The sequence below is a fragment of the Glutamicibacter sp. NPDC055354 genome, from assembly GCF_053644955.1.
The window spans coordinates 1,978,317-2,005,037 of sequence record NZ_JBSHMB010000001.1 but is presented as its reverse complement, the minus strand read 5'-3'; the positions used below and the strand labels follow the sequence as shown (position 1 = coordinate 2,005,037).

At 60.3% G+C, this 26,721-nt stretch carries 23 protein-coding genes and 1 pseudogene; 14 read left to right on the top strand and 10 right to left on the bottom strand.

Going from position 1 to position 26,721, the window contains the following annotated elements; translation table 11 throughout:
• The first annotated feature begins 11 nt into the window (after positions 1–11).
• Positions 12–1,286 (top strand): carboxylate--amine ligase, encoded by a 1,275-nt coding sequence (locus ACWICV_RS09295; RefSeq protein ID WP_454090371.1) that lies wholly within the window; start codon positions 12–14, stop codon positions 1,284–1,286.
• 12 nt (positions 1,287–1,298) lie between these two features.
• On the opposite strand, the gene ACWICV_RS09290 is transcribed toward ACWICV_RS09295, so the two are convergent.
• Complete coding sequence (locus tag ACWICV_RS09290; protein ID WP_454090372.1) at positions 1,299–2,723, bottom strand: DUF4232 domain-containing protein; 1,425 nt, start codon at positions 2,721–2,723, stop codon at positions 1,299–1,301.
• Positions 2,724–2,832: 109 nt separating this feature from the next.
• Between ACWICV_RS09290 and ACWICV_RS09285 the strand changes: the two genes are divergently transcribed.
• Together ACWICV_RS09285 and ACWICV_RS09280 are read left to right on the top strand one after the other, a co-directional pair.
• Entirely contained in the window at positions 2,833–3,291 is a 459-nt protein-coding gene (locus ACWICV_RS09285) for a GatB/YqeY domain-containing protein (RefSeq protein ID WP_105662056.1), read from the top strand.
• 115 nt (positions 3,292–3,406) lie between these two features.
• The gene (locus ACWICV_RS09280) at positions 3,407–4,654 is read left to right on the top strand and encodes an MFS transporter (RefSeq protein ID WP_454090373.1); all 1,248 of its coding nucleotides are present in this window, start codon (positions 3,407–3,409) and stop codon (positions 4,652–4,654) included.
• On the opposite strand, the gene ACWICV_RS09275 is transcribed toward ACWICV_RS09280, so the two are convergent.
• Entirely contained in the window at positions 4,651–5,415 is a 765-nt protein-coding gene (locus ACWICV_RS09275) for a DUF2786 domain-containing protein (RefSeq protein WP_454090374.1), read from the bottom strand. The genes ACWICV_RS09280 and ACWICV_RS09275 overlap by 4 nt on opposite strands.
• Before the next feature lie 408 nt (positions 5,416–5,823).
• Positions 5,824–6,489 (bottom strand): IclR family transcriptional regulator, encoded by a 666-nt coding sequence (locus ACWICV_RS09270; RefSeq protein ID WP_105656120.1) that lies wholly within the window; start codon positions 6,487–6,489, stop codon positions 5,824–5,826.
• Between the two features lie 169 nt (positions 6,490–6,658).
• Here ACWICV_RS09270 and ACWICV_RS09265 point away from each other — a divergent pair, with 169 nt between their 5' ends.
• The 3 genes from ACWICV_RS09265 to ACWICV_RS09255 all read left to right on the top strand — a co-directional run bounded on the left by ACWICV_RS09265 (position 6,659) and on the right by ACWICV_RS09255 (position 10,301).
• Positions 6,659–8,557 (top strand): FAD-dependent monooxygenase, encoded by a 1,899-nt coding sequence (locus ACWICV_RS09265; protein ID WP_454090375.1) that lies wholly within the window; start codon positions 6,659–6,661, stop codon positions 8,555–8,557.
• A 112-nt stretch (positions 8,558–8,669) separates the two neighbouring features.
• Positions 8,670–9,389 (top strand): AAA family ATPase, encoded by a 720-nt coding sequence (locus tag ACWICV_RS09260; protein ID WP_102599184.1) that lies wholly within the window; start codon positions 8,670–8,672, stop codon positions 9,387–9,389.
• A gap of 84 nt (positions 9,390–9,473) precedes the next feature.
• Entirely contained in the window at positions 9,474–10,301 is an 828-nt protein-coding gene (locus ACWICV_RS09255; RefSeq protein WP_105656123.1) for a PspA/IM30 family protein, read from the top strand.
• Between the two features lie 86 nt (positions 10,302–10,387).
• Here ACWICV_RS09255 and ACWICV_RS09250 read toward each other — a convergent pair whose 3' ends face one another.
• Genes ACWICV_RS09250 through ACWICV_RS09240 form a run of 3 tightly spaced genes read right to left on the bottom strand, consistent with a single transcriptional unit; the run spans position 10,388 to position 13,217 of the window.
• Positions 10,388–11,251: a hypothetical protein gene (locus ACWICV_RS09250; protein ID WP_454090376.1), complete on the bottom strand. Its 864-nt coding sequence runs from the start codon at positions 11,249–11,251 to the stop codon at positions 10,388–10,390.
• Positions 11,248–11,937: a response regulator transcription factor gene (locus ACWICV_RS09245; protein ID WP_332727922.1), complete on the bottom strand. Its 690-nt coding sequence runs from the start codon at positions 11,935–11,937 to the stop codon at positions 11,248–11,250. The genes ACWICV_RS09250 and ACWICV_RS09245 overlap by 4 nt, the downstream gene beginning before the upstream one ends.
• Positions 11,925–13,217 (bottom strand): histidine kinase, encoded by a 1,293-nt coding sequence (locus ACWICV_RS09240; protein ID WP_454090377.1) that lies wholly within the window; start codon positions 13,215–13,217, stop codon positions 11,925–11,927. The genes ACWICV_RS09245 and ACWICV_RS09240 overlap by 13 nt, the downstream gene beginning before the upstream one ends.
• A 59-nt stretch (positions 13,218–13,276) precedes the next feature.
• Between ACWICV_RS09240 and ACWICV_RS09235 the strand changes: the two are divergent.
• Positions 13,277–13,789, top strand: a pseudogene (locus ACWICV_RS09235) (GNAT family N-acetyltransferase); the annotation flags it as partial.
• A 222-nt stretch (positions 13,790–14,011) separates the two neighbouring features.
• Here ACWICV_RS09235 and ACWICV_RS09230 read toward each other — a convergent pair.
• On the bottom strand, positions 14,012–14,770 hold the full coding sequence (locus ACWICV_RS09230; RefSeq protein ID WP_105656128.1) for a FadR/GntR family transcriptional regulator: 759 nt from the start codon (positions 14,768–14,770) through the stop codon (positions 14,012–14,014).
• Between the two features lie 187 nt (positions 14,771–14,957).
• On the opposite strand from ACWICV_RS09230, the gene ACWICV_RS09225 reads away from it, so the two are divergent.
• From ACWICV_RS09225 to ACWICV_RS09205, 5 genes are read left to right on the top strand one after another with little or no spacing between them, the layout of a single operon-like run.
• A complete protein-coding gene (locus tag ACWICV_RS09225) occupies positions 14,958–16,478 on the top strand; it encodes an ABC transporter substrate-binding protein (RefSeq protein ID WP_454090378.1) in 1,521 nt (506 codons plus the stop codon).
• A 33-nt stretch (positions 16,479–16,511) separates the two neighbouring features.
• Positions 16,512–17,459, top strand: a complete 948-nt coding sequence (locus ACWICV_RS09220) for an ABC transporter permease (protein WP_133834157.1) — start codon at positions 16,512–16,514, stop codon at positions 17,457–17,459.
• Positions 17,459–18,310 carry an ABC transporter permease gene (locus ACWICV_RS09215; RefSeq protein WP_105656130.1) on the top strand — a complete coding sequence of 284 codons (852 nt, stop codon included), beginning with the start codon at positions 17,459–17,461 and terminating at the stop codon, positions 18,308–18,310. Before ACWICV_RS09220 ends, ACWICV_RS09215 begins: the two co-directional genes overlap by 1 nt.
• Before the next feature lie 3 nt (positions 18,311–18,313).
• Positions 18,314–20,071: a dipeptide ABC transporter ATP-binding protein gene (locus ACWICV_RS09210; protein ID WP_454090379.1), complete on the top strand. Its 1,758-nt coding sequence runs from the start codon at positions 18,314–18,316 to the stop codon at positions 20,069–20,071.
• A gap of 28 nt (positions 20,072–20,099) precedes the next feature.
• Positions 20,100–21,515, top strand: a complete 1,416-nt coding sequence (locus ACWICV_RS09205) for an amidase (protein ID WP_454090380.1) — start codon at positions 20,100–20,102, stop codon at positions 21,513–21,515.
• 79 nt (positions 21,516–21,594) lie between these two features.
• Here ACWICV_RS09205 and ACWICV_RS09200 read toward each other — a convergent pair whose 3' ends face one another.
• The 3 genes from ACWICV_RS09200 to ACWICV_RS09190 are packed head-to-tail and all read right to left on the bottom strand — an operon-like array spanning position 21,595 to position 24,674.
• Complete coding sequence (locus ACWICV_RS09200) at positions 21,595–22,374, bottom strand: FadR/GntR family transcriptional regulator (protein WP_454090381.1); 780 nt, start codon at positions 22,372–22,374, stop codon at positions 21,595–21,597.
• A gap of 50 nt (positions 22,375–22,424) precedes the next feature.
• On the bottom strand, positions 22,425–23,195 hold the full coding sequence (locus tag ACWICV_RS09195) for an SDR family NAD(P)-dependent oxidoreductase (RefSeq protein WP_105656134.1): 771 nt from the start codon (positions 23,193–23,195) through the stop codon (positions 22,425–22,427).
• Positions 23,196–23,225: 30 nt separating this feature from the next.
• The gene (locus tag ACWICV_RS09190) at positions 23,226–24,674 is read right to left on the bottom strand and encodes an aldehyde dehydrogenase family protein (RefSeq protein WP_454090382.1); all 1,449 of its coding nucleotides are present in this window, start codon (positions 24,672–24,674) and stop codon (positions 23,226–23,228) included.
• A gap of 207 nt (positions 24,675–24,881) precedes the next feature.
• On the opposite strand from ACWICV_RS09190, the gene ACWICV_RS09185 reads away from it, so the two are divergent.
• The gene (locus ACWICV_RS09185; RefSeq protein WP_400341356.1) at positions 24,882–25,541 is read left to right on the top strand and encodes a GntR family transcriptional regulator; all 660 of its coding nucleotides are present in this window, start codon (positions 24,882–24,884) and stop codon (positions 25,539–25,541) included.
• Positions 25,538–26,650, top strand: coding sequence for a 3-isopropylmalate dehydrogenase (locus ACWICV_RS09180; RefSeq protein ID WP_454090383.1), 1,113 nt, complete (start codon positions 25,538–25,540; stop codon positions 26,648–26,650). Before ACWICV_RS09185 ends, ACWICV_RS09180 begins: the two co-directional genes overlap by 4 nt.
• The last annotated feature ends 71 nt before the right edge of the window (positions 26,651–26,721 follow it).

Below are 26,721 nucleotides of genomic sequence, written 5' to 3'. Positions count from 1 at the left end.
AAAAAACCACTTTGGCAATCGATCCAACCCAGCCATTTGTCCCGGTCATCCTCGGCGGGGACATCGGCACCTACACCTTGGCGCGCGAATTCTACGAGGCCTACGGGGTGCGCTCGGTGGTTCTGCCGGCTGCCGGCAACGGCGTCATCGAGCACTCGATAGCCATCGAACTGCGCCCCATCGGCTCCATGGCCGACGAGGGACGCGTAGTCGCGGCCCTGGTCGAGCTGGCCGATGAGCTGAAGGCCGCGGCGGATCGGCCGCTGATGCTTTTCGGCTCCCTGGACTTCCACATCATGCTGATCGCCAAGAACCGTGAGCAGCTTGAGGAACAGTACGTCATCCCGTACCCCCAGCTGGAAACCATCGAGGGTGCGGCACTGAAAGAGAACTTCTACGCGCTCGCCGAAAAATTGGGCATCGCCCATCCGCGCACCGCCGTGTATTACCCGGGAACCCCGCTGGATTCGCTTGTAGGTTCCTTCGACTACCCGGTCATCGGCAAGCCATCGAGCTCCGCGGATTGGATCGCCGCCAAGTTCGAGGGCAAGCAGAAGATCCACACCATCGACAGCCGCGCCGACCTCGAAGCCCTGGTTTCCAGAATCGATGGCAGCGGCTACGACTCGGGCTATATCTTCCAGGAGTACATTCCGGGTGGAGATGACGCGATGCGCCTGTGCACCTACTTCGCCACCCAGGAAGAAAAGGTCATCTTCGCCGGCTACGGCGAAGTGGTGATCGAGGAGCATGCCCCGCTGGTGCTGGGCAATTCGGCCGCCATTGTCAGCGGTCGCAACGATGCGATGGCCGCCGATGGCGCGCGCATGCTCGAAGAACTGGGCTGGCGCGGAATTGCCATGATCGATGCCAAATACGATCACCGCGATGGCCAGATCAAATTCTTCGAGATCAACCCGCGCCTGGGCCGCAACCACTTCTACCTGACCGCAGCCGGGGTGAACCCGGCCCGTTTCTATGTCACCGAGTTCCTCGGCGCGCAGTTCGATCAGTCGAACCCGGAAACCGACGCGGTGGTGGACACCGGGACAGGTGTCTTGCAGCTGTCGCGCCAGCGGCTATTCACCGTGCTGCCGCACCACTTGCTGCGCCGCTTCCTGGACAGCGGAACCGGCCGCAAGGCGGAAGCACTGCTCAAGGCCGGCAAGGTCTCGAACCCGTTGAAGTTCGCAGCCGAGAAGAACCCTCGCCGCAAGCTCTACCTGCTGTTGAATGCGGCCAACCACTACCGCAAGTTCAAGGCGTTCCCGCCGCGCACCCAGTAGGCTTGCCCAGGCCTAGGGCCTAGGAGTGGCCGGTGGTTGCGGTTTGAAGGCGTCTCCAGGAATTGCCCACCCGTCGCGCGCCTGGACCCAGGGGCTTTGGGCGATCTGCGCCCCGTCCAGGATGTCAAGGGACGTCGGCTGGCCATCGTATTGGGGTGCGAGCTGGACCGGTTTCATTCCCTTGGCTGCGGCGATGACCAGGGCAACGGTTTCATCCGGATCCTGGGACGTTGACATGGCATTCCAATCCAGCGTCGAAATCACCGCTTCGCCGGAAGGGATGGCAACGCGTTCAAGGAGGATATCCGGTTCGGGCTGCAGCTCGATATCCGGCTGGGCATCGCCGGCATCGTTGAGGAAATCGATCTGCGGGTAGGACTGCAACGCGCACGAGCGAGCAGAAATGTTCTTGGCGTAGACCGCCATGTACCGTGAACCGGCAGCTGCATCGGGTGCGCCGAGGGCTATTTCCAAGTCCCCCTCTGCGCACAACGGAGCTGACTGATTCGCTGGCCAGCTTTTGACCTTGTCGGGAAGAACCACAGGCTTGGGGATCAGCCATTGTGGTTTCTTGTTTCCAACCCAGCCTTCAGCAAGGACCTCGTATCGAGGCGATGCCAGCTTGTAGGGCATGGGCTCGCCAAAGGGACCATGCCGCTCCAGCCATAAGCGGGTTTCCTTTTCCGCCTCTGCTGGCGCCTCGTTGCCGAGGACCAGGTTCAATCCGGAATGATCAATGCTGGCGCTCTCGAAGACACCTCGCTTGGCCGCCTCGATAAGAAGCTGGAGCTCGGGAATATCAGTGCGATTCGCGGGCGAATAGCGCACGGATCGGTCTGCTAGTGCCAAATCGGTGGGGTGCTTGGCCTGTGCAGCGAATTTTCCCAGCGCCAGCAGCTGCTCCAAATTAAACGCCGTGGCCGAGTAGTTAGCCGCACTTGCCGCGCCGAGCTCGCGTAGGCGGAATGCGAATGAAGCCCTCTCACCGAGAAGACCAGGATTCGCTTGCTCTTCGCCTCCAAAGTGCGAAAAATTGTCGGAGACTTCCAGTGGGTAGGTTTTCGTCTTTGAGCCTGGGATATTCTGGGGTTCACCGGCGACAAAGGCCAGATCGATGTCCCGCAAGTTCAGGGCATGGGCCCCAGCCTGGATCTGTTGTGCCATCTCCCGCACGATTTCTTCCGCTTGTGCAGGATCGAGCTGATCCGAGAGCACGAATTGCAGGTCAACTGACAGATCCGGTGCGGCCAAGGCATCGTGATCCATGACCTCGGAGGACATCTGGACGCCAAGGACCCCGTCCCGGTCCTCGACGGCTGCAACGAAATCGCAAACTTCATCGGGCGCGTCGCAGGAATTCCATGGCTGCCAGATCACCAGGATGGCTGCGATAAGAGCCAGTGCGATGACGCTAGCTCCAGCGCGCAGTGAATTCATCTGGCTACTGTATCAAATGCGACCACATGCTTGACCGCTGGTACTCCGGAAAACGGTAACCGGATAATGCGAGTAAAATTTCAAGCACACGTATTGAAAGCGAGTTCCCATGAGTTTGAAAGATCGCCTGCGCGATGACAGCATCGCCCATCTGAAGGCCGGCAACGAGCTGGAGAAGACGACCCTGCGCAATATCCTCAGTGCCATCGGCACCAAGGAAAAGTCCGGAAAGAACCCCAGCGAGCTCAACGACCAGGATGTCGAGAACCTGCTTCGCAAGGAAGTCGGCAACCGCGAGGAAACTGCTGGCCTGGCCGCCAAGGACGGCCGCACCGAATTGGCTGAACGCGAATTGGCCGAAGCCGCCTTCATCTCCACGTACCTGCCCAAGATGCTTGACGAAGCGCAAGCCCAGGACATTGTCGAGAGGATCATGGCCGAACTTGCAGCCGATCACGACCTGACCATGAAGGACATGGGCCAGGCCATGAAGCTGGTCGGCGCCGAAATCGCTGGCCGCTTCGATGGCAAGGCTGTCTCCCAGATGGTGCGCGCCAAACTGGGCTAGCCAACACTGGACTTTTCATTCGGCACGGGCCGTCCCACTTTTGGGGCGGCCCGTTGCCGTAGTCCAGGCAACGGGGATGGGATCCGGGTTTTGAAGCAGATAGTCTGTGGATACCATGCCTGACTTCCCGAAAAACCGCGCCACCCTGTCCAAGGGCTCTGGCGCACTGCTGATCCTTGCCATCATCCTGGCCTCGCTGAACCTGCGTCCTGCCGTCACCTCCTTGGGGTCCCTGCTTGATCTGGTGATTGGCGACCTGCAGATGAATGGCATCGTGGCCGGAATGATCACCGGCATCCCTCCACTGTGCTTCGCGCTGCTGGGTCCCTTGGCGCCGCGGCTGGCCGGGAAGCGCGGACCGGAACTAGTGGTGGCCTCAGCCATGGGTGCTGTCCTGTTGGGCATTGCCCTGCGCGCGGTGGCTCCGGGGACCGGATTCTTCCTGCTGTGCACCGCATTGGCCCTTGCGGGCATCGCGGTGGGCAACATTCTCATGCCGGTACTGGTCAAGCGCTGGTTCCCGGGAAAGATCGGGATTGTCACCGGCGCCTACACTACGGCGGTTGCCTTGGGTGCTTCCGGAGTTGCGGGGGTCGCCATGCCGGTGAATCAGATGCTCGGCGGAAACTGGCGCGTGGGCTTGGGATTCTGGGCAATTCTGGCCTTGCTGGCGCTGGTGCTGTGGCTTTTGGTGTACTTCGGGATGCGCAACCAAATCGCAGCCCAGCAGCAGCATCTTGCCAGTAACTCAAATGATGCGGCCGGCATCGGGCCGATGAGCAAGAACGCCACCGCATGGTGGGTGGCGTTGTTCTTCGGCGGGCAGTCCGCCGTGGCTTATATCTTCATGGGGTGGCTGCCCAAGATCTTCATCGACTTGGGAGTCTCGCCGGCATTCGCTGGATCCCTGCTGGCGATCCTGCTGGGTGTGGGCGTGCCTTTGTCCTTCGTGATGCCGGCGCTCGCTGCCAAATTCTCGAACCAGGCGCCACTGGTGATCTTCAACGGTGCCGTGGGCATCATCGCGATCATCGGCATGCTGCTTGCTCCGGTCCAGGGAGCGGTGCTGTGGTCGGTGCTGCTGGGCATTTGCGGGTCGAACTTCCCGCTGGCCTTGACCATGATCGGCTTGAAGGCCCGCACCGCCGCGGGTGTCTCGAAGCTCTCCACCTTCGGCCAGTCTGCGGGCTATCTGCTGGCGTTCCCCGGTCCGTTCCTGGTCGGGGTGCTGCACGAAACTTCGGGTTCATGGGTTGCGCCAATGTGGCTTATTGCCGGCTTGATCGTTTTCCAGACCCTGGTCGGCATCATGGCCGGGCGTCCGCGCTACATCGAGGACACGCAACTAGAGCAAGTGCGCTAGCTGGCGACTTCGCCGGTCGCGGCTGAGTCGACGTGCTTGCCGAAACCGAGATCTGCCTGGCTTCCTGCGACTCGTCCGGCCAATGAGGCATTGGCGCTTCCGGCTGCGGCGCGGTTCCTGCTGCGGCGCAGGAACGGGTACTGGCTGCTGACGAATTCGTCGACCTGTTCCTTGCGGCTGGCCAGGACCAGTTCGGTCCCGTTGCCGCTGTGCACGCTTTCTTCCTGGTAGAGGATGGCGATGCGCGAAGCGACTTGCAGGTAGAAGCTGCGCTGGAATTCGCGGCGTTCAATGGTTTTCTCGGAATCGGTGTACCAGTTCGCGTAGAGCTTGCCCTCCTGTGCCCACCAGTGGGCCATGGCAGCAGACGCCTGGACAACCAAGGAAGCGAAGAGGTTCTTGACGGTAGCTACATCCGATTCATGGCCGATGATGTACAGCCTGCACGAGGTCGAGTAGTTGCTTTGCAGCATGGACACCGTGCGGAAGGCCCGGCCCACCGCGGACAGGCCATCGCGCTGTCCCAGGCGGTAGACGCCGCGCATATCGAAGTGCTCCTCGATAATGGCTTCCTTCTTCTTGCCCCGGTGGGCCGAGTCGGCATCCAGTTCCGCACGGCCGATGCCATAGCGCACCATGAGCCGTTCGGCATGTTCCTGGAAGGCCTGCGCTTCGTGCGGAAAAGTGGTGTTCTCGGCCTTGTTCAGCAATAGAGCAATGCGTTCTTTCAAGCGTTGCAGCTTTTGCTCAGAGGTGCTCATGGCTTCTTCCTTGCTAGCGGTCCGGCGGTGGCGAAGCGGTCATATTCGGTTCTCTGCATTAGTTTGCCACGAGGTGCAGAGCCCTGCTTGAGGGGCTGTGGGTAACTGCCGCCAGTGGACCCTAGCCGGTTGTGCAAACCGCGCGTAGAGTGAAGGCACCAAGCAGGTCCAGCAGGCCCGCGAACTTCGCTTCGCGGCTGGTCATCGGAGGTTGTGATGGGTGATTTTCGTGCATACACCATGGAAGAGCGGGCCACGTACCTGGCTCCTTCATGCGATCGCTGCGGGCAGCACCGCCACATAGTGTGGGAGAAGGTTGAAGGAACCCAGACCTACCGTCCGCGTGATGCGGGGTGCTCCAATGAGGCCTGCACCGCCTAGCTAGCGCAGCGTGCGGGCAGGTACCGCTCACGAGCGGATGCCCAGGCTTGCCGAGATGCGTGCCGAGGCGGCCGTAAGCACGGCTGCAATGTGGTTGCGATCGCGTTCCAGTGGCGGGTAGATGACGGCGATGGCCGCGGGCTTGCCCTGCGGGAGCACCAGCGGAACGGCAATCGAGGTTAGTCCCGGGATCACTTCGTCATGGCTGAATTCGAAGTCCTTGGCCGGGTGCTCCTGGGGATTGAGCATGGAACGGATGACCCGTCCCGGTGCGCCGTTGTCGATCGGATGGCGGGTGCCCGGGCGCTGGGCCACGGTGGCATCGGCGAGCCGGGGTTCTGCGGTGCTCAGGGTAACGGCTGCCTCGCCATCGAAGACGACAAGCAGCGCCGTCATCTGCAGCTCATCGGAGACGGTGGCCAGATGCGGTGCGGCCGCGGCCTGCAGGGACTTGGCGACGTTGCGCGCCAGCGCGCCCAGGCGGGCTCCCAATTCGAGCTCGCCTGCCGGATTGCGTTCCACGAATCCGTACTGCTCGAAGGTCTTGACCAGCCGGTAGGCCATGGAGCGGTGCACGCCCAGCAGTCCGGCGAGTTCCGAGACGCTCAGCGGCGTCGCGGATTCCCCGATCAGGGTCAGTGCCTCTAGCCCGCGGCCCAGGGTCTGCGAACCGCCTTCGGTGGTTTTGCTCATGTTCCAATCATTCCATCTGGCCTGCGCAGATGCCTGCCGCGCTGTTCCCGGTGTGATCCACGTCTTGCCTACAGCCTACGTGAAAGCTACGATTGTTTCTATAGTTAGGACAGTGTCGCAATTATAGAGACAATGAAGTTCAGCGGCACAGCGATAGGGGAGCCACATTATGCAGATTCACCACAGGGGATACGTTTCCGGGGATCCACGGGTCAAGGAAGCGGCCGGCTACGGCATCGACCGCGCCGAGCAAATTCCCGATGAAATGGATGTGCTGATCGTTGGAACCGGTCCGGCGGCCGCCGTGGTGACCGCGCAGCTCTCGCGCTTCCCGAGCATCAACGCCCGCGCCATCGAGATGCGCCCGGGCCGGCTCGACGTCGGCCAGGCCGACGGCATCCAGGCCCGCTCGGTGGAAACCTTCCAGGCTTTCGGCTTCGCCAACGAGGTTGTCGAAGAGGCCTACCGCAATGTCGAAATGTGCTTCTGGACCCCGGACCCGGAGAACCCCGCGAACATCAAGCGCCATTCGCGTGCTGCCGACGACTCCACCGGAATGAGCGAGTTCCCGCACATCTACGTGAACCAGTCGCGCATCCTGGACTACTTCCTGCGTGACGCCGAACGCGCGCCGGGCAAAATCACCCCGGACTACGGCGTGGAATACCTCGGCTGCGAGATCGACCCGGACGCCGAATACCCGGTGTCCGCGCGCATCAAGTACGTGGCGGGGCCGCGTACTGGCGAAGAGCGCACCGTGAAGGCCAAGTACCTGGTTGGCGGCGACGGCGCGCGCAGCCAGGTGCGCCGCTCGCTGGGCCACAAGCTGCACGGCGATGCGGCCCTGCATGCCTGGGGCGTCATGGACGTCATGGTCAACACCGACTTCCCGGACATCCAGGTCAAATGCTCCATCCAGTCCCATGACGCGGGCAATATCCTGCTTATCCCGCGCGAGGGCGGCTACCTGGTCCGCTTCTACGTGGATCTGGGCGAGTTGACCGCCGAGGATGCCGGGGCCATCCGCAACACCCGGGTCGAGGAAATCGTGGCCACGGCCAACCGCATCATCCACCCGTACACGATGGACGTGAAGAACGTCGCCTGGTTCTCGGTCTACGAGGTGGCACACCGGATCACCGACGGCTTCGACGACGTCTCCGATGAGGAGCGCGGCACCCGCTGCGCGCGCGCCTTCATCATGGGCGATGCCTGCCACACCCACTCGGCCAAGGCCGGGCAGGGCATGAACGTGTCCATCCAGGACGGCTTCAACCTGGGCTGGAAGCTGGCCGCCGTGCTCGAAGGCCGCGCCCCGGATGCGCTGCTGGATACCTACGCCGGGGAACGCAAGGTCATCGCGCAGAACCTGATCGACTTCGACAAGGAATGGTCCACCCTGATGGCCAAGTCCGTGGACGATTGGGAAGACCCTGACGAGCTGGAGAAGTACTACACCAAGACCCAGGAATTCCCTGCCGGGTTCATGACGCAGTACACCCAATCGCCGATCACCGCCGGCCTGGAGCACCAGGATCTGGCCCCGGGCTTCCCGGTGGGCAAGCGCTTCAAGTCCGCCGAGGTCATCCGCCGTTCGGATAACCGCTGGCGCCACCTGGGCCACTTCCACGAGGCTGACGGACGCTGGCGCATCTACGCCTTCGCCGATGCGGCAGCACCGGCACTGGAAGGCACCGCAATGGCCGACTTCGCCGCTTGGTGGAGCGCCGATCCGGCATCGCCGCGCAACCTGTACACCCCGGCAGGCGGGGACGAGGATGCCGTTTTCGATACCAAGGCCATCTACCAGCAGGACTATACGCAGGTCGAGCTGCATGATGTGCCCAAGGCCTTCCAGCCGCTGAAGGTCCCGTACGGCCTGCACGACATCAACCAGGTATTCGCAGCCGGCCACGGCCGCGACATCTTCCGCGACCGCGAAATCAGCAAGAACGGCGCCATCGTGGTGGTTCGCCCGGATCAGTACGTCGCCGGGATCTTCCCGCTGGATGCGCGTGAGGAGATCGCCGCGTTCTTCGCCGGGAACATGCTTCCGGTCAACGGCTAGGAAACCCTATTGGCTCTTTTGGCCGCACCCTGCTGAACCATGGGTGCGGCCAAGGGGCCAAGCCTGCATAACTGCCGCCAAGCTGTCGCGCGCTGCTGGTAGCCTCGGGTGCATGAGCGCACTTTTCGACACGCTGCCGGTTCGCCGCATCACCGAACATCCCAAGGCACCCATGGATCGTTCCGACTGGGCCGCCCAGATCCCGGCGGTGCAGCAACTGCTTGACGAGGGCCTTGAACTCGGCCAGCTGACTGTGCTGGTGGGGGAGAACGGCGCGGGAAAATCAACGCTCGTCGAGGCGATTGCAGCGGCCTTTGGGCTGAATGCCGAGGGCGGAACCCGCAACAGCATGCACCAGACCCAACCCACCGAATCCGGGTTGTCCTCGCACCTGCAATTGGAACGCGGAGCCGGTGCGTCCAAGGCCGGAGTGTTCTTGCGCGCAGAAACCATGCACGGGCACTTCGCCTATCTGGGCTCCATCGGCTCGCGCGGAAAGCACAATTTCCAGAGCCATGGCGAATCCTTCGTCGAGTTCTTCACCGAGCGCTCGTATGTCAATGGGTTGTGGGTCTTCGACGAAGCCGAGTCAGCGCTGTCCTTCAATGGCTGCCTCATGCTGCTCTCGCATATTGCAGATCTGCTGCGTTCCGGTTCCCAGGTAATTCTCTCCACCCACTCGCCAATTCTTGCTTCCTTGCCGGAGGCGCGAATCTATGAAATCGGGGAGTGGGGCATCCGCGAATCGGACTACGACGAGTTGGACATGGTGCGGAACTGGCGGCTTTTCCTGGATGCCCCGGGACGGTACCTGCGCCATTTCAATGACTAGATTGCCGACGCAGCGTGGTCTTCGGTTAGAGCGGCGCAGCTAATTCCCCTAAGCTTTAAGCAACGGAAGACGAAGGGACGCACTATGGCCAAGAAGCGCTCAATTTGGGCTCGAATGTTCGGTATCGGCAAGGCTAACGCCAACGCCGCTTTGGATGCTCTGGAGGATCCGAAGAAGATGCTGGACCAGTCGGTTCGCGAATACACCAACAACATTGCCCAGGCCGAGCAGGCGGTTGCCCAGACCATCGGCAACCTGCGCATGGCCGAGGACGACCACGCCAAGTTCCAGCAGGAAGCCAAGGACTGGGGCAACAAGGCGCTGGCCGCGTCGAACAAGGCTGACGAATATTCTGCCGCCGGTGACAGCACCAACCAGCAGAAATTCAACCAGCTGGCCACGGTGGCCATCCAGCGCCAGATGGACGCCGAGAAGCGCGCCAAGAACTTGGGATCCACGATCACCACCCAGCGTGATGTCGTCGCCAAGCTGAAGACCGGTCTGAACACCATGCAGACCAAACGCCAGGAACTGGTGGCCAAGCGCGATGAGCTGGTGGCCCGCGCGCGCAATGCCAAGACCCAGAACCAGATGATGGACACCCTCAAGGCCCTGGACATCAACGACCCGACCAGCGAGATCAGCCGCTTCGAGCAGCAGATCCGCCAGGACGAAGCCAAGGTCCGCGGTGCGCAGGAACTGGCGGCCTCTTCCCTGGATGCGCAGTTCGCGCAGCTGGAAGACCTCGGCGCCGAGACCGAAGTTGATGCGCGCTTGGCAGCCTTGAAGGCCAGCAACGCACCGCAGGACATCCTCGAGGAAGCCGACGGCGCAGCGCAGATCGAAGCCGGCGCACCGCAGGTTTCCGAGATCGAAGCACGCCTGGCTGCCTTGAAGAAGAACCAGGCCTAGGTCCTAGCCACAAGCGGCAAAGCGTCCCTTCCCGGATCACTACTGATCCGGGAAGGGACGCTTTGCCTTTTTCGTGGGAACCGGGTCTAGCGGCCAACCGATTCCTGGGCGGTGCCTGCTGTATGCAAGGTGGCACTGCCTGCGGAGACATCGATCGTGATCTTGTTAGGGGAGTTCGGATCGGTGGCGAGCAGGTTCTCGACGGATCCGGCGGCCGTATTCTGCCGCAGGTCGTAGGTGGCCTCGGGCAGTTCCAGCTCCAGCGAGCCGGCGCTGACACTGCCCTCGATGCTCTTGGGCGCCGTGCCCGAGAGTTCGCCAATGAGTTCGCCGGCCGAGATATCAAACCGGGCGCTTCGGACATTGTCCAGGCGCACCGTTGCTTCCCCTGCGCCCAAGTCGATATCGGCGGTGTGCGCGCTGCCGGTGAGGTTCAGCTCCCCGGCACCGACTTCAACCACCAGGTCCTTGTAGGCGCCGACTGCGTTGAAGGATCCGGCGGACAGCTCGAAGTCCGCATCCAGCCTTCCGTTGTCCATGGATTGCGGAAGCACCAGCGTTGCCTCGTTGTCGTCGAATCCGCAGCCGAAGAAGCAGAAGTTGTCCCAGGCATTCGGGGCTTCGACGATGAGCCGATCGCGCTCCCGATGCAGCTTCCAGCTCGCGGACTTGGCGCTTTTGACTTCAAGTGTTGCCTTGTCGGTGTCCGCAAAGACCAGATCGAAGCGTCCCGCGCTCGCCGAAACTTCCAAGGCGGTCACCCCGGAGACCTCTGCTTCGTGGATCGAATGCTCCCGGGAGACCGAAGCAAAGGCGCTGCGTGCCGTGGCGATGACCAAGGTGAGAATGACCAGCCCGCCGAGCACCGCGAGGATGATATTCAGCGGCTTGCCGTTGTTGGGTGGCGCCGGTGGGTTTGGCGGTAGCGGCATGGTTTGCGTGGTAGTCATGATCCTGTCCTGTCTGTGCGGTTGGTGCCCAGGGTTTCAATATGAGCCAGGGCTGCCAGCACGCGCCGGTTGCCCGTTCCGTCGGCTTCCAAGCCGAGTTTCTGGAAGATGGAAGTGATGTACTTTTCTACGCTGGCCTCCGAGAGGAAGAGCAGCGCGGCGATCGCCTGGTTGGATTTTCCTTCGGCCAGTGCGGCCAGGACTGTGCGTTCCCGGTCGGTCAGCTTCTGCATGCGGTCATCGTGATTGCGTCGAGTCAACAGCTGTGCCACCACTTCCTGGTCCAAGACGGTTCCACCACCTGCAATCTGCTCCAGCGAAGCAATGAACTCGCTGACATCCGCAACACGGTCCTTGAGCAGGTAGCCGATCGCTCCGGACTGGGTGGAAATCAGTTCCGAGGCGTAGCGCTCCTCGACGTACTGGGAGAGCACCAGCACCGGCAGATCCGGATACTTCTTGCGCAGTTCCAGCGCCGCACGGATGCCTTCATCCGTGTAGGTCGGCGGGAGACGGACATCCAGGATGCAGATCTGCGGGAAATCATCGGCGGACGAGTTGTCCAGGAAATCCATCAGCCCGCTGGTTTCGGGCAAATCCGCGACAACATGGTGGCCGCTGTGGGCCAGCAACCTGACCAGCCCTTCACGCAGCAGGACCGAATCCTCGCAAATCAGTACGCGCATGGCACGTTCACCTCCACTGCAGTTGGCCCGCCCTGGGGGCTGTCCAGGCTAAAGGTGCCGCCGGCGGCGAGCACCCGATTATTGATTCCATCCAGGCCGCCGCCGGGGGTGATGCGCGCCCCGCCGGTGCCGTTGTCCTCGATGCGGGCCCACAGGCTTTGCTGGCCCTCATGCTCCCGGACCCTCACGGTGATCTGGCAGCGCTGGGCCCGCGAATGCTTGGCAGCATTGGTCAGCGCCTCGGCAATGGCGAAGTACACCGCCGCTTCGGCCACGCGCGGATAGCGCCCATTGAGCTGGATATCCAGGCCCACCGGGATATGCGAGCGGCCTGCGATAGCCGAGAGTGCCGCATCCAGTCCGCGGTCATCGAGTACCGACGCGTAGATTCCGCGGGTGAGCTGGCGCAGTTCGGTAATCGCGGACTTGGTTGAAGCGTGGGCTTCGGCCACCAGTTCCTTGGCCTGGCGCGGATCGCTGTCGATCTGCTGGTGCGCAAGCCCCAAGGTCATGGCCACGGAGACCAGCCGGGGCTGGACCCCATCGTGCAGGTCGCGTTCGATGCGGGTGCGCTCCACCTCTGCGGCGCGCACCGCTCCTTCGCGCTGCACCGCGGTCGTGCGCACGCGTTCGACCAGTGCACTCTCGCGGGCAATAGAGCCGACGATTCCCACGGTGACCATCCGGTGCAAGAAAACCAAGCCGATAACCACTGCTATTCCCAGCAGCGCCGCCAGCACCAGCCAAGGTGCCTGGCTTACCGGGGTCTGGAAGCCCCACAGCCCGGGAACGGTTCCCAGCGGGTCGGCACTATCTGCCTGCAAGACCGGGGCGAAGGCAACGATGGACGAACGCACGGCCATTTGCAGGGCAGTGAGCATCAGCGAACCGGCCAGACAGGAGAAGAGCAAGCTTCCCAGCAGCGCCCACATGCGTCCGTTGGACACATTGCGTCCGAGCGAACGGACGTATTCGCCAAAGCCTTCACGGCGGCGTGGCCGCCAGGTCAGCGGAGCGACGTCCATGTCGTAGAGGTTGCTGATTCGAGTCAGCTCGAAGCGGGCCAGGCCGAAGAGCGCATAGACCAATCCGGCCAAGACGACCAGGCCCAAACCGAGGATCGGGGTCAGCGCGACGCCTACCGAGAGCCAGGCCAGCAGCAGCGAAAACAGGATCAGGCCGGCAGACCCGAACAATGCCATATGCAGCAGCGTCATGCCCAATCTCAGCGGGGGACGGGCAGGTGCGGTGCCCGGTAGAACCTTAGGTGTCGAAGTCATACCTCAACACTAGAGCGCGCAGGTCAGCGCCAACACCGAGGGAACCGGAGTTCTTCATTATGGAAAACCCGAAGAATTTGCCTCCCAGGGTGCCCTTTGGGCTTTTCGGAGCGCAGGATGGACAGATGGACACGAACCAGGATCCGCAGGCGGCAGGAACAGCGTCCATCGAGATCAGGCCGCTGGCCGAAGAACGCATGGACGACTTCGCGACGGTAGTGAATCCGAGCCGGTGGCAGAAGCATTGCTGGTGCTTGTCGCACCGGATCGGTGCCGCCGAGATCAGGGAACGAGGCGCAGGGGACCGGTTCGCCGCCATGCGCTCACTGAGCTCCGAGCCGATTGCCCCGGGAGAGATCGCTTATCGCGCAGGGGAACCGGTGGGCTGGTGCAGCATCGCTCCGCGATCGAGGATCCCACTGCTGGAAAAGTCCAAGCTCATCAGGCCCGTGGATGATCTGGAGGCTTGGAGCATCACCTGCATGGTGGTGCGCAGCGGCTACCGCCGCCAGGGCGTGAATCGGGAAATGGTCCAAGGCGCAGTGCAGTATGCGCGGGACCTCGGGGCGCCAGCGGTCGAAGCCTACCCAGTGGATCCGGCAGGGCGGATGGACCTGACCATGGCCTTCGTCGGAACCAGGAAGATGTTCGAGCAGGCCGGGTTCGAGGTCGTCGGGGTCAGCGACGCCCAGGCCAGCAGGATGCCCCGGCTGATCATGCGCAAACTGCTCGGACCCGGTGACGCTGTGTTGCATTTGCTCCGCTTTGGCACCGGGATAAGGAACCGGCGTGAATTAGCGAGGTTCCGTCAGCGCTTCAACGCCGCGCACCCCTTCATCATCCAGACGAGGTTTGAAATACGTGGAAATGGCCGTCTTGGCTGCGTTTCCGGCGGTGACTGGCTCTCTGGCTTCAATTGCATCGAAGATAGCTCGGTCCAATGCCACCACTTTTTTCATTTCTAGGGACTCGTTGTCCGCGTGGCTCATCTGGTCATTCATGACGCTCAAGATGGCACCGGATACCGCCTCGCCACAGATCCGCAACAGGCTGTTGTGGCTGGCTTCCCATACGGCCGCGTGGAAATCGAGGTCGGCCCGGTTGAAGGATCCGGAGCCCGCAGCCGCCTCAGATTCCATGCGTTCAACTGCATCGCGCATGACCGATAATTGCTCGGAACTATGCATTACGGCCGCTAGCTGGCAGGCGGAACTCTCCAGAACGATTCTGAATTGAACCAATTCCGAGAGTGAGAGGGTAGCTATGCGCGCCATATTGGCAAAGGATCTGCCCAGATTATCCGTGGAAACCGGCAAGACAACTGGACCGCTGCGGCTACCGGGACGCGACGCAATGAGGCCTTGGCTCTGTAATACTCGCAATGCCTCGCGGACCGTTGGCCGGCTGACGGAGAACTGCACCATGAGCTCGCGTTCACTGGGAAGGTGCTGGCCAGGTTCAATTTCCTTGGACAGAATCGCTTCCTCGATTTGTTGCACTACTCGCTCGTAGGTCAATGTTGGCACGGCCGGCGTGAAAGTTAGCTTGCTCAATTGGGGCCTTCCTTTAGCTGCGAGTGGAAACGGTTAGCGGACAAGGTATTGCAGTTCTCCGGGGCGGCACCACCCCAGCCAAATATTTCGACAACTGGTAAGACCAGAAAACTTAGTAGAAATATCAGCATATATGGTGTTGTATGGATCACATCACTCAATGGACATGTTGACCGATGGAGATCCCATGAAAGAGAAAAAGAACTACAGTCGGCTTGCGGCGACAGTGCTGGTTGGCTCTCTGGCGCTAACCGCGTGCTCTGCAGGATCAGGCGGGACTTCGTCGGAAGGCTCGGCCGAAAACACTTCAGTGACCGTCGCGTTAACTGGTGAACCGGTCAATCTGGACTTCACCACGACTGCAGGCGCTGCTATTCCGCAAGCGCTCATGTCCAATGTCTATGAAGGATTGGTCGAGATCGACCAAGAAGGAAAGATCCAGCCGTTGCTCGCCGAATCGTGGGAGCTGAGCAACCGGAACAAGACCTATACGTTCAAGCTTCGCGAAGGCGCAACCTTTTCCAATGGCGAAGCGTTCACTGCCGATGACGTCAAATTCAGTATCGAACGAGTCCAATCCGATGACTGGGTCTCTAGCTTGAAGACGAAAATGGAAATCGTGGACTCTGTCGATGTCCTCAGTGATTCCGAAGTCGCCATTACCCTGAAGCAGCCGAGTAATGCCTGGCTTTTCGACATGGGCACCTTGGTCGGAGCCATGTTCGATCCAAGCGGCGTTGACGAACTAGCTTCGACCGCCATTGGGACTGGGCCATACGAAATTGATGCGTGGAACCGCGGGCAGTCCATCGAACTCGCGACACGCGATGACTACTGGGGCGAGAAACCGCAGGTTGAAAAGGTCTCACTGCGCTACTTCGCCGATGCGGTAGCCACGACCAATGCACTTCAATCCGGCGACGTGGATGTCGTCTACAACATGCAGTCCCCGGAACTGCTGTCCGGTTTCGAATCGAATGACAAGTTCCAGGTCCTTGACGGCACCTCCAATGGCGAGATCGTCTTGTCGATGAATAACAAAAAAGCTCCGTTCGATGACAAGCGCGTGCGCCAAGCCGTCATGTATGCCATCGACCGCCAAGCTGTAGTCGACACCGCATGGAACGGCTACGGCACGGTGGTGGGCGGACCGGTTCCGACCACCGACCCGTACTACGAGGATCTGAACGATATCTACCCGTACGACCCGGAGAAGGCCAAGGCGTTACTCAAGGAAGCTGGAGCCGAGAACCTGCAGATCACTTTCAAGGTTCCAACTCGCCCTTACGCAACCGCAGTCTCTGAAATAGTCGTCTCTCAACTGGCTGATGTCGGAATCGACGCTAAGATCGAGTCCTCCGAATTCCCCGCGGTCTGGCTCGACGAGGTCTTCACCAAGCACGATTACCAGATGTCGGTCGTCCTGGCAGTGGAGAGCCGAGATGTTTTGGCAATGTTCAACAACCCGGACTACTACCTGGGCTACGACAATTCAGGCATTGAGGAGCTTGCCGCAAAAGCCGATGCTGCCGACGAAGCCGGATACGTGGATGGCATGAAAAAGGTGGTTCGCACCATCGTTGATGATGCAGCTGCAGATACCCTGTTCATCTTCCCGAACATCGTGGTAGCCAGGGCAGAGGTGACCGGCATTCCGGCCAACTCCGTGACCGAAGCATTGGATATGACCAATATCGGCTGGAAATAGCTTCCATAGCCGCACCGACAAAGGGAAAATCACGTGGGTATTAGATTACTGATCAACTTGGCAAGATTCGTTGTCACTTATGTGATTGCAACGGTTGCAGTCTTCCTTTTCATGCGAGCAATTCCCGGAGATCCTGCCCAGATTGCCCTGGGTGTGAACGCCACCCCGGAGCTATTGGCCAAAACGCGAGCCGAGTTCGGGACCGATCGGCCGCTGATCGTCCAGTACTTTGACTGGGCGCTGGGGTTGCCCACCGGCAACTTCGGCACATCCTACGTCACGCGGCAAGATATCAGTCCGCTGATTGTCGACCGGGTGCAAGTCAGCCTGATCCTGGTACTGCTGGCAATGGTCCTCGCCTTGGCGATTGCGATTCCCTTCGGCACCTACGCGGCGGTCAAGCACCGCAATCCGAGCGGCATCATTGTCAGCGGAATCAGCCAGGTAGGCGTGGCCATTCCCAACTTTCTCGCCGGCATTCTGCTGGTGGTCGTCTTTGCCGTGGGCCTGGGTTGGCTTCCGGCCAACGGGTGGACACCGCCCGGCGAGGACTTCGGAGATTTCATTTCCCGCGTCGTCCTGCCAGTGCTCGCTCTGGCATCCGTGCAGGGAGCTATCCTGACTCGCTATGTCCGTTCGGCGGTGATGGAAGTGATGAGCGAGGATTACTTGCGGACCGCACGGTCCAAGGGCCTCGGGAAGCTTGAATCGCTGATCAAGCATGGTCTGCGCAACGCCTCCATCCCAGTTCTGACAGTTACCAGCGTGCAGTTAGCGGCATTGATCATTGGCGCGGTGGTCATTGAACGGGTGTTTGTGATCCCAGGCCTTGGGTCCATGCTGCTCGACGCGGTGGGCAACCGCGATCTTCTTACCGTGCAATCGGTGGTCATGGTGCTCGTCGCGATTACCTTGATCATCAACTTGGTCGTGGACGTTCTCTACACAATCCTGGATCCACGCATTCGAAAGGGCGCGTAATGTCTGCAGAACCAGTTACTGCTTCAAGCACCCGTCGAAAACTCTCCGTGACGCTGCTGGTAGGCAGCATCCTCGTAGCTCTCGTGGTGCTCGCTGCACTCGTCTCCTTTGTCTGGACCCCCTTCGATCCGGTACAAGCAGTTCCCCAGGATCGCTTGCAAGGATCCAGCGTCACCCATCTGATGGGTACCGACAGGTACGGACGCGACGTCTTTTCGGGAATCCTGTACGGAGCGCGCATTACCTTGCTGGTGGGTTTGGTTGCGGTAGGTATCGCCCTGATCATTGGGACGCCGCTAGGTATTCTGGCTGGCATGCGAGGCGGCATCACCGAGGAAGTTACCATGCGTGGCGCTGATATTCTCCTCGCTTTTCCCGCGTTGCTGGTAGCGATCATGTTTGGCGCCGTATTTGGAGCCAGCACATTCACGGCCATGCTTGCAATCGGCATTGGCTCGATACCCGGCTTTGCGCGTGTTGCGCGAAGCGGCACCCTGCAGGTGATGAGCACCGAATACATCATGGCTGCCAAGGCATCCAGCCAGAGCAGCTGGCGTATCGCCCGGCGCCATGTGCTGCCCAATATCATCGGCATGGTCGTGGTGCAGTGCTCGGTATCGTTCGCAATTGCGGTACTTGCCGAAGCAGCGCTGTCCTTCCTTGGCTTGGGCACTCCACCACCAGTCCCATCCTGGGGCCGCATGCTGCAAGAATCCCAGCAATTCCTGGGGACCTTCCCGATGCTCGCCGTTTGGCCGGGCGCCGCCATTGCCGTTGCAGTGTTGGGCTTCACCTTGCTTGGTGACGGTCTGCGTGATCGGTTCGATCCGAAACTGAATGGAGATCGGTAATCCATGGATAAGAAAACAACTACCGGCGCTCTGATAGATGTCAGGGGCCTGACAATCAGCACCAAGCACCGCACGCTTGTCTCGAACTTTAATCTGCGCATGAATCCGGGGGATCGTGTAGGGCTGATTGGCGAATCTGGTTCCGGAAAGTCCATGACCACATCCGCCCTTATGGGGTTGCTCCCGGAAGGTGTCAGCGCCAGTGGCTCCATCCAGCTTGCGGGTCACCCACGGAATCTGGTCGAGGCAACTGACAGGGAACTGCAGAAAATCCGTGGCAAGGATATGAGCATGGTCTTCCAGGAGCCGCTGACCGCATTGAATCCGCTGATGAAAGTCGGTCCGCAGGTCGCGGAAATTATGACCAGTCATAAGACCGTCGCTTCAAAATCAGCGGCTCAGGCTCGTGCGGTGGAACTGCTCGGATCGGTTAAGCTCCCGGATCCGGCACGGGCCGCCCGCTCTTATCCGCACCAGCTTTCTGGAGGCCAGCGACAGCGCGCCATGCTGGCGATGGCCTTGGCGAATAACCCGGGTCTCTTGCTCTGCGATGAACCGACCACGGCTTTGGACGTTACGGTTCAACGCCAGGTTCTGGATCTGATCTTGGAATCGGTCCAAGAACGCGGCACCGGGTTGTTGTTCATCACCCATGACCTTTCGGTGGTCGCCAACGTCTGCGACCGGGTGCTGGTGATGAACAACGGCCAAGTGGTTGAAGAAGGCGATACCGGAGAGGTATTCAGCAATCCGCAACACCCTTACACCCGAGGACTGCTGGCCGCCTCGGACCTGAATGCCACAGATGCCGACGGCAGGTTATTCACCGTGGCTTCGGCCGCTTCCTACATTCCGCCTTTGGCCGAAGCGCAGCCAGTCGTGGAAGCAGCAAACGCGGAAATAAGCGATCTCCGGGAACACGATCAGGCCGCGGGGGACATTGCTCCCGAAGTACCCTCGTTGATCAGTGTCAAGGACCTGACGCGATTCTATCCTGTCGGACGCTCGTCGCTCTTCGGGAAGCGTTCGGAGGTGCATGCGTTGAAAGGCGTCTCCTTTGACGTTGCTGCCGGGCAACGTTTCGGTGTGGTCGGTGAATCCGGTTCCGGAAAATCCACCCTCTTGCGCATCTTGGCAGGTCTGGACCAACCCACCTCAGGCAGTGTTCGTGTGGCAGGAAGCGAGGTTGCAGGGGCCAAGGAGAGGGATCTGGTCCAATTGCGCCAGCAGCTGCAGATCGTTTTCCAGGATCCCATGGGATCGCTGGATCCGCGGATGCGTGTCCGCGACATTATCGCTGAGCCTTTGCTTGTTCCGGGGCAAAAGGTGGATAGCGCCAAGCACCGGAAGATGGTCGCAGAGATGCTCGGATCGGTGGGACTGCCGGCCGATGCCGCGGAACGCTTCCCGCATCAATTCTCCGGTGGACAGCGCCAGCGAATCTCCATTGCTCGTGCGCTGATCTGCGAGCCTCGGGTGCTGGTGGCTGATGAACCGGTCAGCGCTCTGGATGTCTCCGTCCGGGCCCAAGTACTGAACCTGCTTTCGGACTTGGTCGACGACTACCAACTGACCCTCGTCTTCGTCTCCCACGATCTTGGCGTGGTGCGGCATATCTGCGACAACGTCGTGGTGATGAATGAAGGGCGGATCGTCGAAAGCGGAACAACCGAACAGATCTATGACAGTCCGCAGCATGCGTATACGCGGACTTTGGTGAATTCATCCATGTCCCTGCGCAACGAACTGGCCCTGCGCTAGTAATGCTCATTTTCCTTGAGAGGCCATCATGTCCCAGCTTTCTGAACACACCACCGCACTGCACCAGCTGTCCGCGCAGGAACTTCACGCGTCCTATGCTGCGAAGGACATCTCGCCGGTGGATGTAGCAGAGTCGGTCATCAAACGGGTTCAGGAACGTGAACCGGTACTCAACGCGATGTACCAGTTCGATCCGGAAGACGTGCTGAGCCAGGCCCGCGAAAGCGAGCAACGCTGGGCCAGCAGAACACCGCTCGGTCCACTAGACGGGGTGCCGGCAACGGTCAAGGAGAATATAGCACGCAAGGGCATCCCGATGCCTTCGGGAACGGCCCTATCCAACCCCAAGGTGCCCACGCAGAACGCGCCGATCACCGATCGGATTCTTGAAGCCGGCGGCGTCCTGGTTGGCTCGACTACGATGCCGGACTGGGGCATGCTCTCTTCGGGTGTTTCCAGCCTTCACGGAATATCGCGTAGTGCTTGGAACCCTGGATGGACCACCGGTGGCTCCAGTGCGGGTGCGGGATCTGCCGCTGCTGCTGGATACGGGCCGCTGCATGTCGGCACCGACATCGGTGGATCCATTCGCCTGCCCGGCGGCTGGCAGGGGTTGGCAACACTGAAACCCAGTGCAGGATTGATTCCCCTGGATGTCCCGTACATTGGCCGGGCGGCCGGCCCCATGGGACGTACCGTGGATGACATTGCCCTTTTCATGTCAGTGCTCGGACAACCAGATATCCGTGACTATTCGGCACGGGCCTATCCGGCCATGCAATGGCAGTCAAAGCTTGGCAGCGTCCGCGGGATGAGAATCGGGTTGCAGCTTGAAGCTAACGCTGGGGTCGCTGTCGACCCCGAAATCCGATCGGCGGTGCAGTCGGTAGCGGACACTTTTGCGCAGGACGGTGCCAGGGTGGAAGAGTTGCCGCCCTTCATCGACCAAGGCATGCTTGACCAGCTTGACCGCTTTTGGCGTACCCGGTCCTGGGCCGATTTCCGTGAACTGAGCGAAAGCGAGCAGGCGAAGGTCCTGGATTACATCGTGCGCTGGTGCGAAGGAGGAGCCAAGTTCGATGGCGCCGACACGATCAGGAATTTCGGTGCGATCGACCAGATGCAGAAGGTGACCATCGCGGCTACCGCCGGGTATGACCTCATCATCTCTCCGGTCTCCCCGATGGCTGCTTTTCCTGCGGAACAACCGATGCCAGTGGTGGATCCTGACGCCACCATGGGCCATATTGCCTTCACCGTCCCGTACAACATGTCCGGTCAGCCAGCGGCTACCGTCAATTGCGGTTTCACGTCCGAGGGCAAGCCCATTGGCGTGCAGCTGGCCGGAGCAGTTGGAACCGATGACGATGTGCTTCGCGCAGCCAGCTGGTATGAGGCAGCTCGGCCAGATAGCGCCAAACCGCAGTGGTCGAACTTGGACTGAAAATCCCGTACAAGCAGGGCACAGCAACCACCGCAGTTGCTGTGCCCTGCTTGTTGTTCTGATCTGCAGTATCGGGAAATCAGCTGGTTTGCGTGGCCTGTCCGAAGGACGCCAGCGCGGCAAGAGCTGTCCGGTCATCGGCAGGTACCAGATGACCGTAGTATTCGAACAGGCTGCTGCGGGCAAGATGCTCAGCCAGATGCGCATCTCGCTTCTGGATGGCCATGAAGACCTCGTGATGATGGTCGAGGGTGCGTTGCATCAAAGCCTCGTCATCCGAACTTTGTTCAATGCTGGACGTGATGAGCTGCTCGATGGACTGGCGGACTGCTTCGCCGGTAATCTGCAGCAGTGCATGGCCGCTGGCCTGCGCGATCACGTCATGGAAATCGAGGTCTGCCTGGCTGAAAGCGCTTTGGCTCTGCGAACGCGCCGCCCGCATCCGCGCCATCGCCTTCTCGAGCTTCAATAAGTCCGCATCGGAACGTCGCGTTGCGGCCAGCGAATTGGCCGAAGATTCCATGGTCATGCGATAAATGAGCAGATCCGCGAGGCTCGACGAAGAGGTCGTGGCCAAACGGCTTATCATTTTGCGCAAAGGCGCTGACGTGGGAGAGAGGACAACCGCTCCGCGCGGATCACCCGGCCTAGAGGCAACTATCCCGTTGCTTTCCAAGACCCGCATCGCTTCACGCACCGATGAACGACTCACCTCAAACTGGGTTACAAGTTCGCGCTCTCCGGGCAGATGATCCCCGATTTTCAGTTCGCCGCTAAGTACCTGGCTTTCAATGGAACTGACGATGGCTTCAAATGCGCGCGTCTTAGTTGCAGCTGGCACCTCTGGTGTCTGTGACATCTTAAGTCGCTTTCGTGGTGGTCTGTCTGAAGAATCCTTGGCAGCACCGCCTAGTTCGGTGGGGTGAAACGACCATCGATGGCGGTCCAACCGCCATCGACGGTGAGCACCGAACCAGTCACGAAGCTCGATGCCGGCGATGCAAGATAGACAATGGCTCCAGCCATTTCCTCTGGCCTGGCCCAGCGGCCCAAGGCGCTCTTCTGGGCGTAGGCGTTGTACCAGCCGGGGTTGGCCTTGATCTGTGCGGTCAGAGGGGTTTCAACAACCCCTGGGGCAACAACATTGACCCTGACACCCTGCGGGCCGAATTCGGCGGCCGCGGTACGGGCCAGCTGGACCAGTGCAGCCTTGGTGGCCGCATAGACACTTTGCCCGGGCTCGACAACTGATGCGCGAATGGACGAGATGCCAATGATGGATCCGCCGCCATTGGCTGCCAGCCGAGGTGCGAAGGCCTGGATCAGTCCGAATGAAGCCCTCAGGTTCAAATTCACCACGCGGTCGAATTCTTCCATCGTGTAGTCGACGATGCGCTTTCGGACATTCGTGGCAGCGGTGAACACCAGGGCAGCGATGTCATTGAATTCATTGGAGGCGGCCTGAACAGATTGAATATCCAGAACGTCGAGCTCGATAACCGTGGAACCGCTGCTGAGCATGTCGGCGGTCTCCTGCGCGGTTTCGACATCGCGGTCGGCGCAAATCACGTGGGCGCCGTGGGCGTCGAGGGCCAGAGCCGCTTCACGGCCAATGCCGCTGCCTGCACCGATGACCATGACGCGCTGGCCGGCAAATTGGAAGAGCTGCGTGTAATCCATTGTGTTGTCCTTCGTTTATGTTGCCTCGGGCTACGGGCGGATGATGGCCATCCGGGTGACAGTGAATTCTTCCATTGCGAAGCGGGGGCCTTCACGGCCGATCCCGGAGTCCTTGACTCCTCCATAGGGCATGATGTCTGACCGGAATCCCGGGATTTCATTCACTACGACACCGCCAACTTCCAGTTCATCGATGGCGCGGAAGGCCGTCTTCAGCGACTTGCTGTAAATGGCTGCCTGCAGTCCGTACCGTGAATCGTTCACCAGCTCAAAAGCTGCATCGAGGTCAGGCACCGTGCGCAAGCAGATGACAGGACCGAATATTTCCTCGCACCATAGTTCTGCATCGGACGGGACGCCGCTCAGAATCGTGGGCTGGATGGATTCTCCTAGCAAGCCTCCGCCGGCCAGCACCTGTGCTCCGCGTTCTTTTGCCTTCTCGATCCATGACAGCACGCGTCCGGTGGATGCCTTATTGATCAGCGGAGCCACCCGGGTCTGTTCCGAGCGGGGGTCGCCAACCGCTATTTCGCCGATGCGCGCCAGCAGCTCCCGCTGGAAGTCGCCAGCGATTTTCTCATCGAGCAGAACGCGCTGAACAGAGATGCAGGCTTGCCCGTTGGCATAGAACCCCCCGCGTAGCACGGCATCGACTGCTGCATGGATGTCGGCGTCCTCGGCGACAATGAAACCGGTGTTAGACCCCAGCTCCAGCACTGCCTTGCGTGGTGCCGCATTCTTGGCGATCTGGTGGCCGACGGCCGCGGACCCGGTGAAGGAAACCACCGCTGAGCGAGGGTCTGCGACCAATGTCTCGCCAACGTCAATGCCGCCGGTGACCAGCTGCACCGCTGCGGTGCTGACCTGATGGGCGGCGAGGGCTTCGCGGATCAAGTGCACAGCCCACAACGTGGACAGAGGAGTATTCGGTGCTGGCTTGATGATGATCGGGCACCCAGCCGCCAGCGCTGGCGCAAGCTTATGGCTGGCCAAGAGCAAAGGGTAATTGAAACCGGCGATGCCGATCACGAGTCCTGCCGGTTTACGGGTCCAGTACCCGATCATGCCATCGCCGCTGGCCTGCACATCCAGGGGTACTGTTTCGCCGCGCAGGTTCGCAACTTCTTCGGCTGCCGCGGCCCATGTGGTCAGGGTGCGCGCAACTTCTACCCGGCAGTCCACCAGGGGTTTGCCGGTTTCGAGGACCAGGAGATTCTCGAGCTCTTCGCGGTGCTCGGAAATCTTGTGATGGACCGCCAAGAGGATTGACCGCTTGGTGCCGGTGCTCAGCCTCTCGACTTCCTTGGCGACGCCTTGGGCGGCGTCCAATGCCTGGCTGGCTAGTGCCGCAGAGCCTACAGGCGCGTGCGCAACTACTGAACCATCGAAAGGGAAAATAACGGGGACTGTTTCCGCGCAGTGCACCCACCGATCGCCGATGGGCAATCCCGCAGGGTAAGCATCTGAGTGAGAAGTCATCGTTCCTACTTTCGAATTGGCGCCATGGAAGTCCTACTGGTCTGACCAGTAGATGACCAAAGCTAATCAGTGATCTAGCTCGCAGTCAACGGGTTTGAGGAAAATGACCCTTTCACACTTCTAAAACGTTGAATTCATTGACATTAAGCGAAACTCCGGGAACAGTAATGCTCACAATTCCACTTCGGGATACCGAGAAATTCGGATGTGCGAGTACAGGCGGTGGCGGTGGCTTTTGACTGGAGGAGCAACGTTTCGCTGGCTCGGGAAACTGCTGGCGTCATCAGTGAGCGGGTCTTCTTGGGACGGTATGCGCCAGGACAAGTCTTGGCGCAGCAGCGGCTCTCCGAAGAGCTTGGCGTCAGTCGGACACCCTTGCGTGAAGCCTTTGCCTTGCTAGAGCATGAAGGCGTGGTTCAGCTCGATTCCTACGGGCGAGCCACGGTTACGAAGATGGACATAACGAATCTGCGTGAAGCACTGAAATTCCGCGAACTATTGGAATCGGCAGCCTGCGGCATGGCAGTCGATAAGATATCGAGGCCCTTGCTCGCCGACATGCTTCAAGCGTTGCGCAACTCGGGAACCGCCACGCCACATAATGCTTCCAAGGTGCACCTATTGCTGCTGGGATCATCGGGCAATCGCTATCTTCAAGGATTCTCGACCCTTGTGCGGATAACCGAGGAAGTGCATTTGCCAGCTACCGCGTGGTTCCCGACGAATACCGGAAAACTGCGGAACCTCCAGGTAGGCATCCTGGAGTGTTTAGCCGAATCAGACGGTAAGGCTGCACAACGCCGAGTACGCGAATACTTCAACGAACTTCAAAACCACCTAGCCGCTAGTGAAAGGCCTATCCAATGAAAACCTACAGCGTTGCCGTCATCCCCGGAGACGGGATCGGCCCGGAAGTCATGGGCGGAACACTTGACGTTTTGGCTGCAGCTGAGAAGAAATTCGGCTTCGCGCTGGATCTGACTACTTATGACGCAGGTGCTAAGCATTATCTGCAGACCGGCGAGCTATGGAACCCGCAGTTGACTCGAAAGCTGCGGGGCCATGATGCCATACTCTTCGGCGCGATGGGGGATCCAGCAGTGCAGCCAGGCATACTTGAGCGCGGATTTATCCTAGCGATGCGCCAGGAATTCGAGCAGGCGGTGAACCTGCGCCCGGTCAAGCTCTACCCGGGCGTCGCCACCCCCATTGCCGGGCTGACACCGGAACGTTGCGATCTGGTGATCGTCCGTGAGAATACCGAAGGTGCCTACATTGGCCAAGGTTCGACAGTCCACGCAAATACACCTCACACTGTGGCGCTCCAGGAATCAGTCAACACCCGGCAGGGGATCTCGCGAGTAGTGGAGTATTCCTTCAAGCTGGCTATGAGCCGGCGTAAGAAACTTACCTTGTGCCATAAGAAGAACATACTTATCGAAGCTGGGAAGCTTTGGCAGGAAGTCGTGGACCACGTTTCTGGGCGCTATCCCGAAGTTGAAGTCGACTACGTTCATGTCGATGCCATGTGTTTCCATCTCCCTGTTGCCCCGGAAAGATTCGATGTAGTAGTTACCGATAATCTCTTCGGAGATATCATCACGGACCTTGGAGCTGTCATCCAGGGCGGCCTGGGCGTCGCAGCAAGCGCGAATCTCAATCTGGATGGAAACTCACCTAGCATGTTCGAAGCCATCCACGGCTCGGCTCCCGACATTGCCGGAAAGGGCTGGGCCAATCCTGTCGGTGCGATCCTGTCTGGTGCGATGATGCTCGCGCATCTAGGAGAAGAGCGGGCCGCAATGGCCATTGAATCTGCTGCCGTCAGCGTGGTGCGCGAGCTTCCCGAACTAGCCGGACCGAACATGGGGAAGGGCACCTCTGGCATTGCAGACGATATTGCTCGGCTTGTATCCGAGGATTTCGTTATGGTTCCGGGTTTATCGGTGATGAAGAGCTTGTCTGCGGCACGATGAGCTTATGCCAATAGACCGACTGCACACCATTGTCATCTAAAAGTGTGGTGGAGTTCGTTTTCCCGTCATTG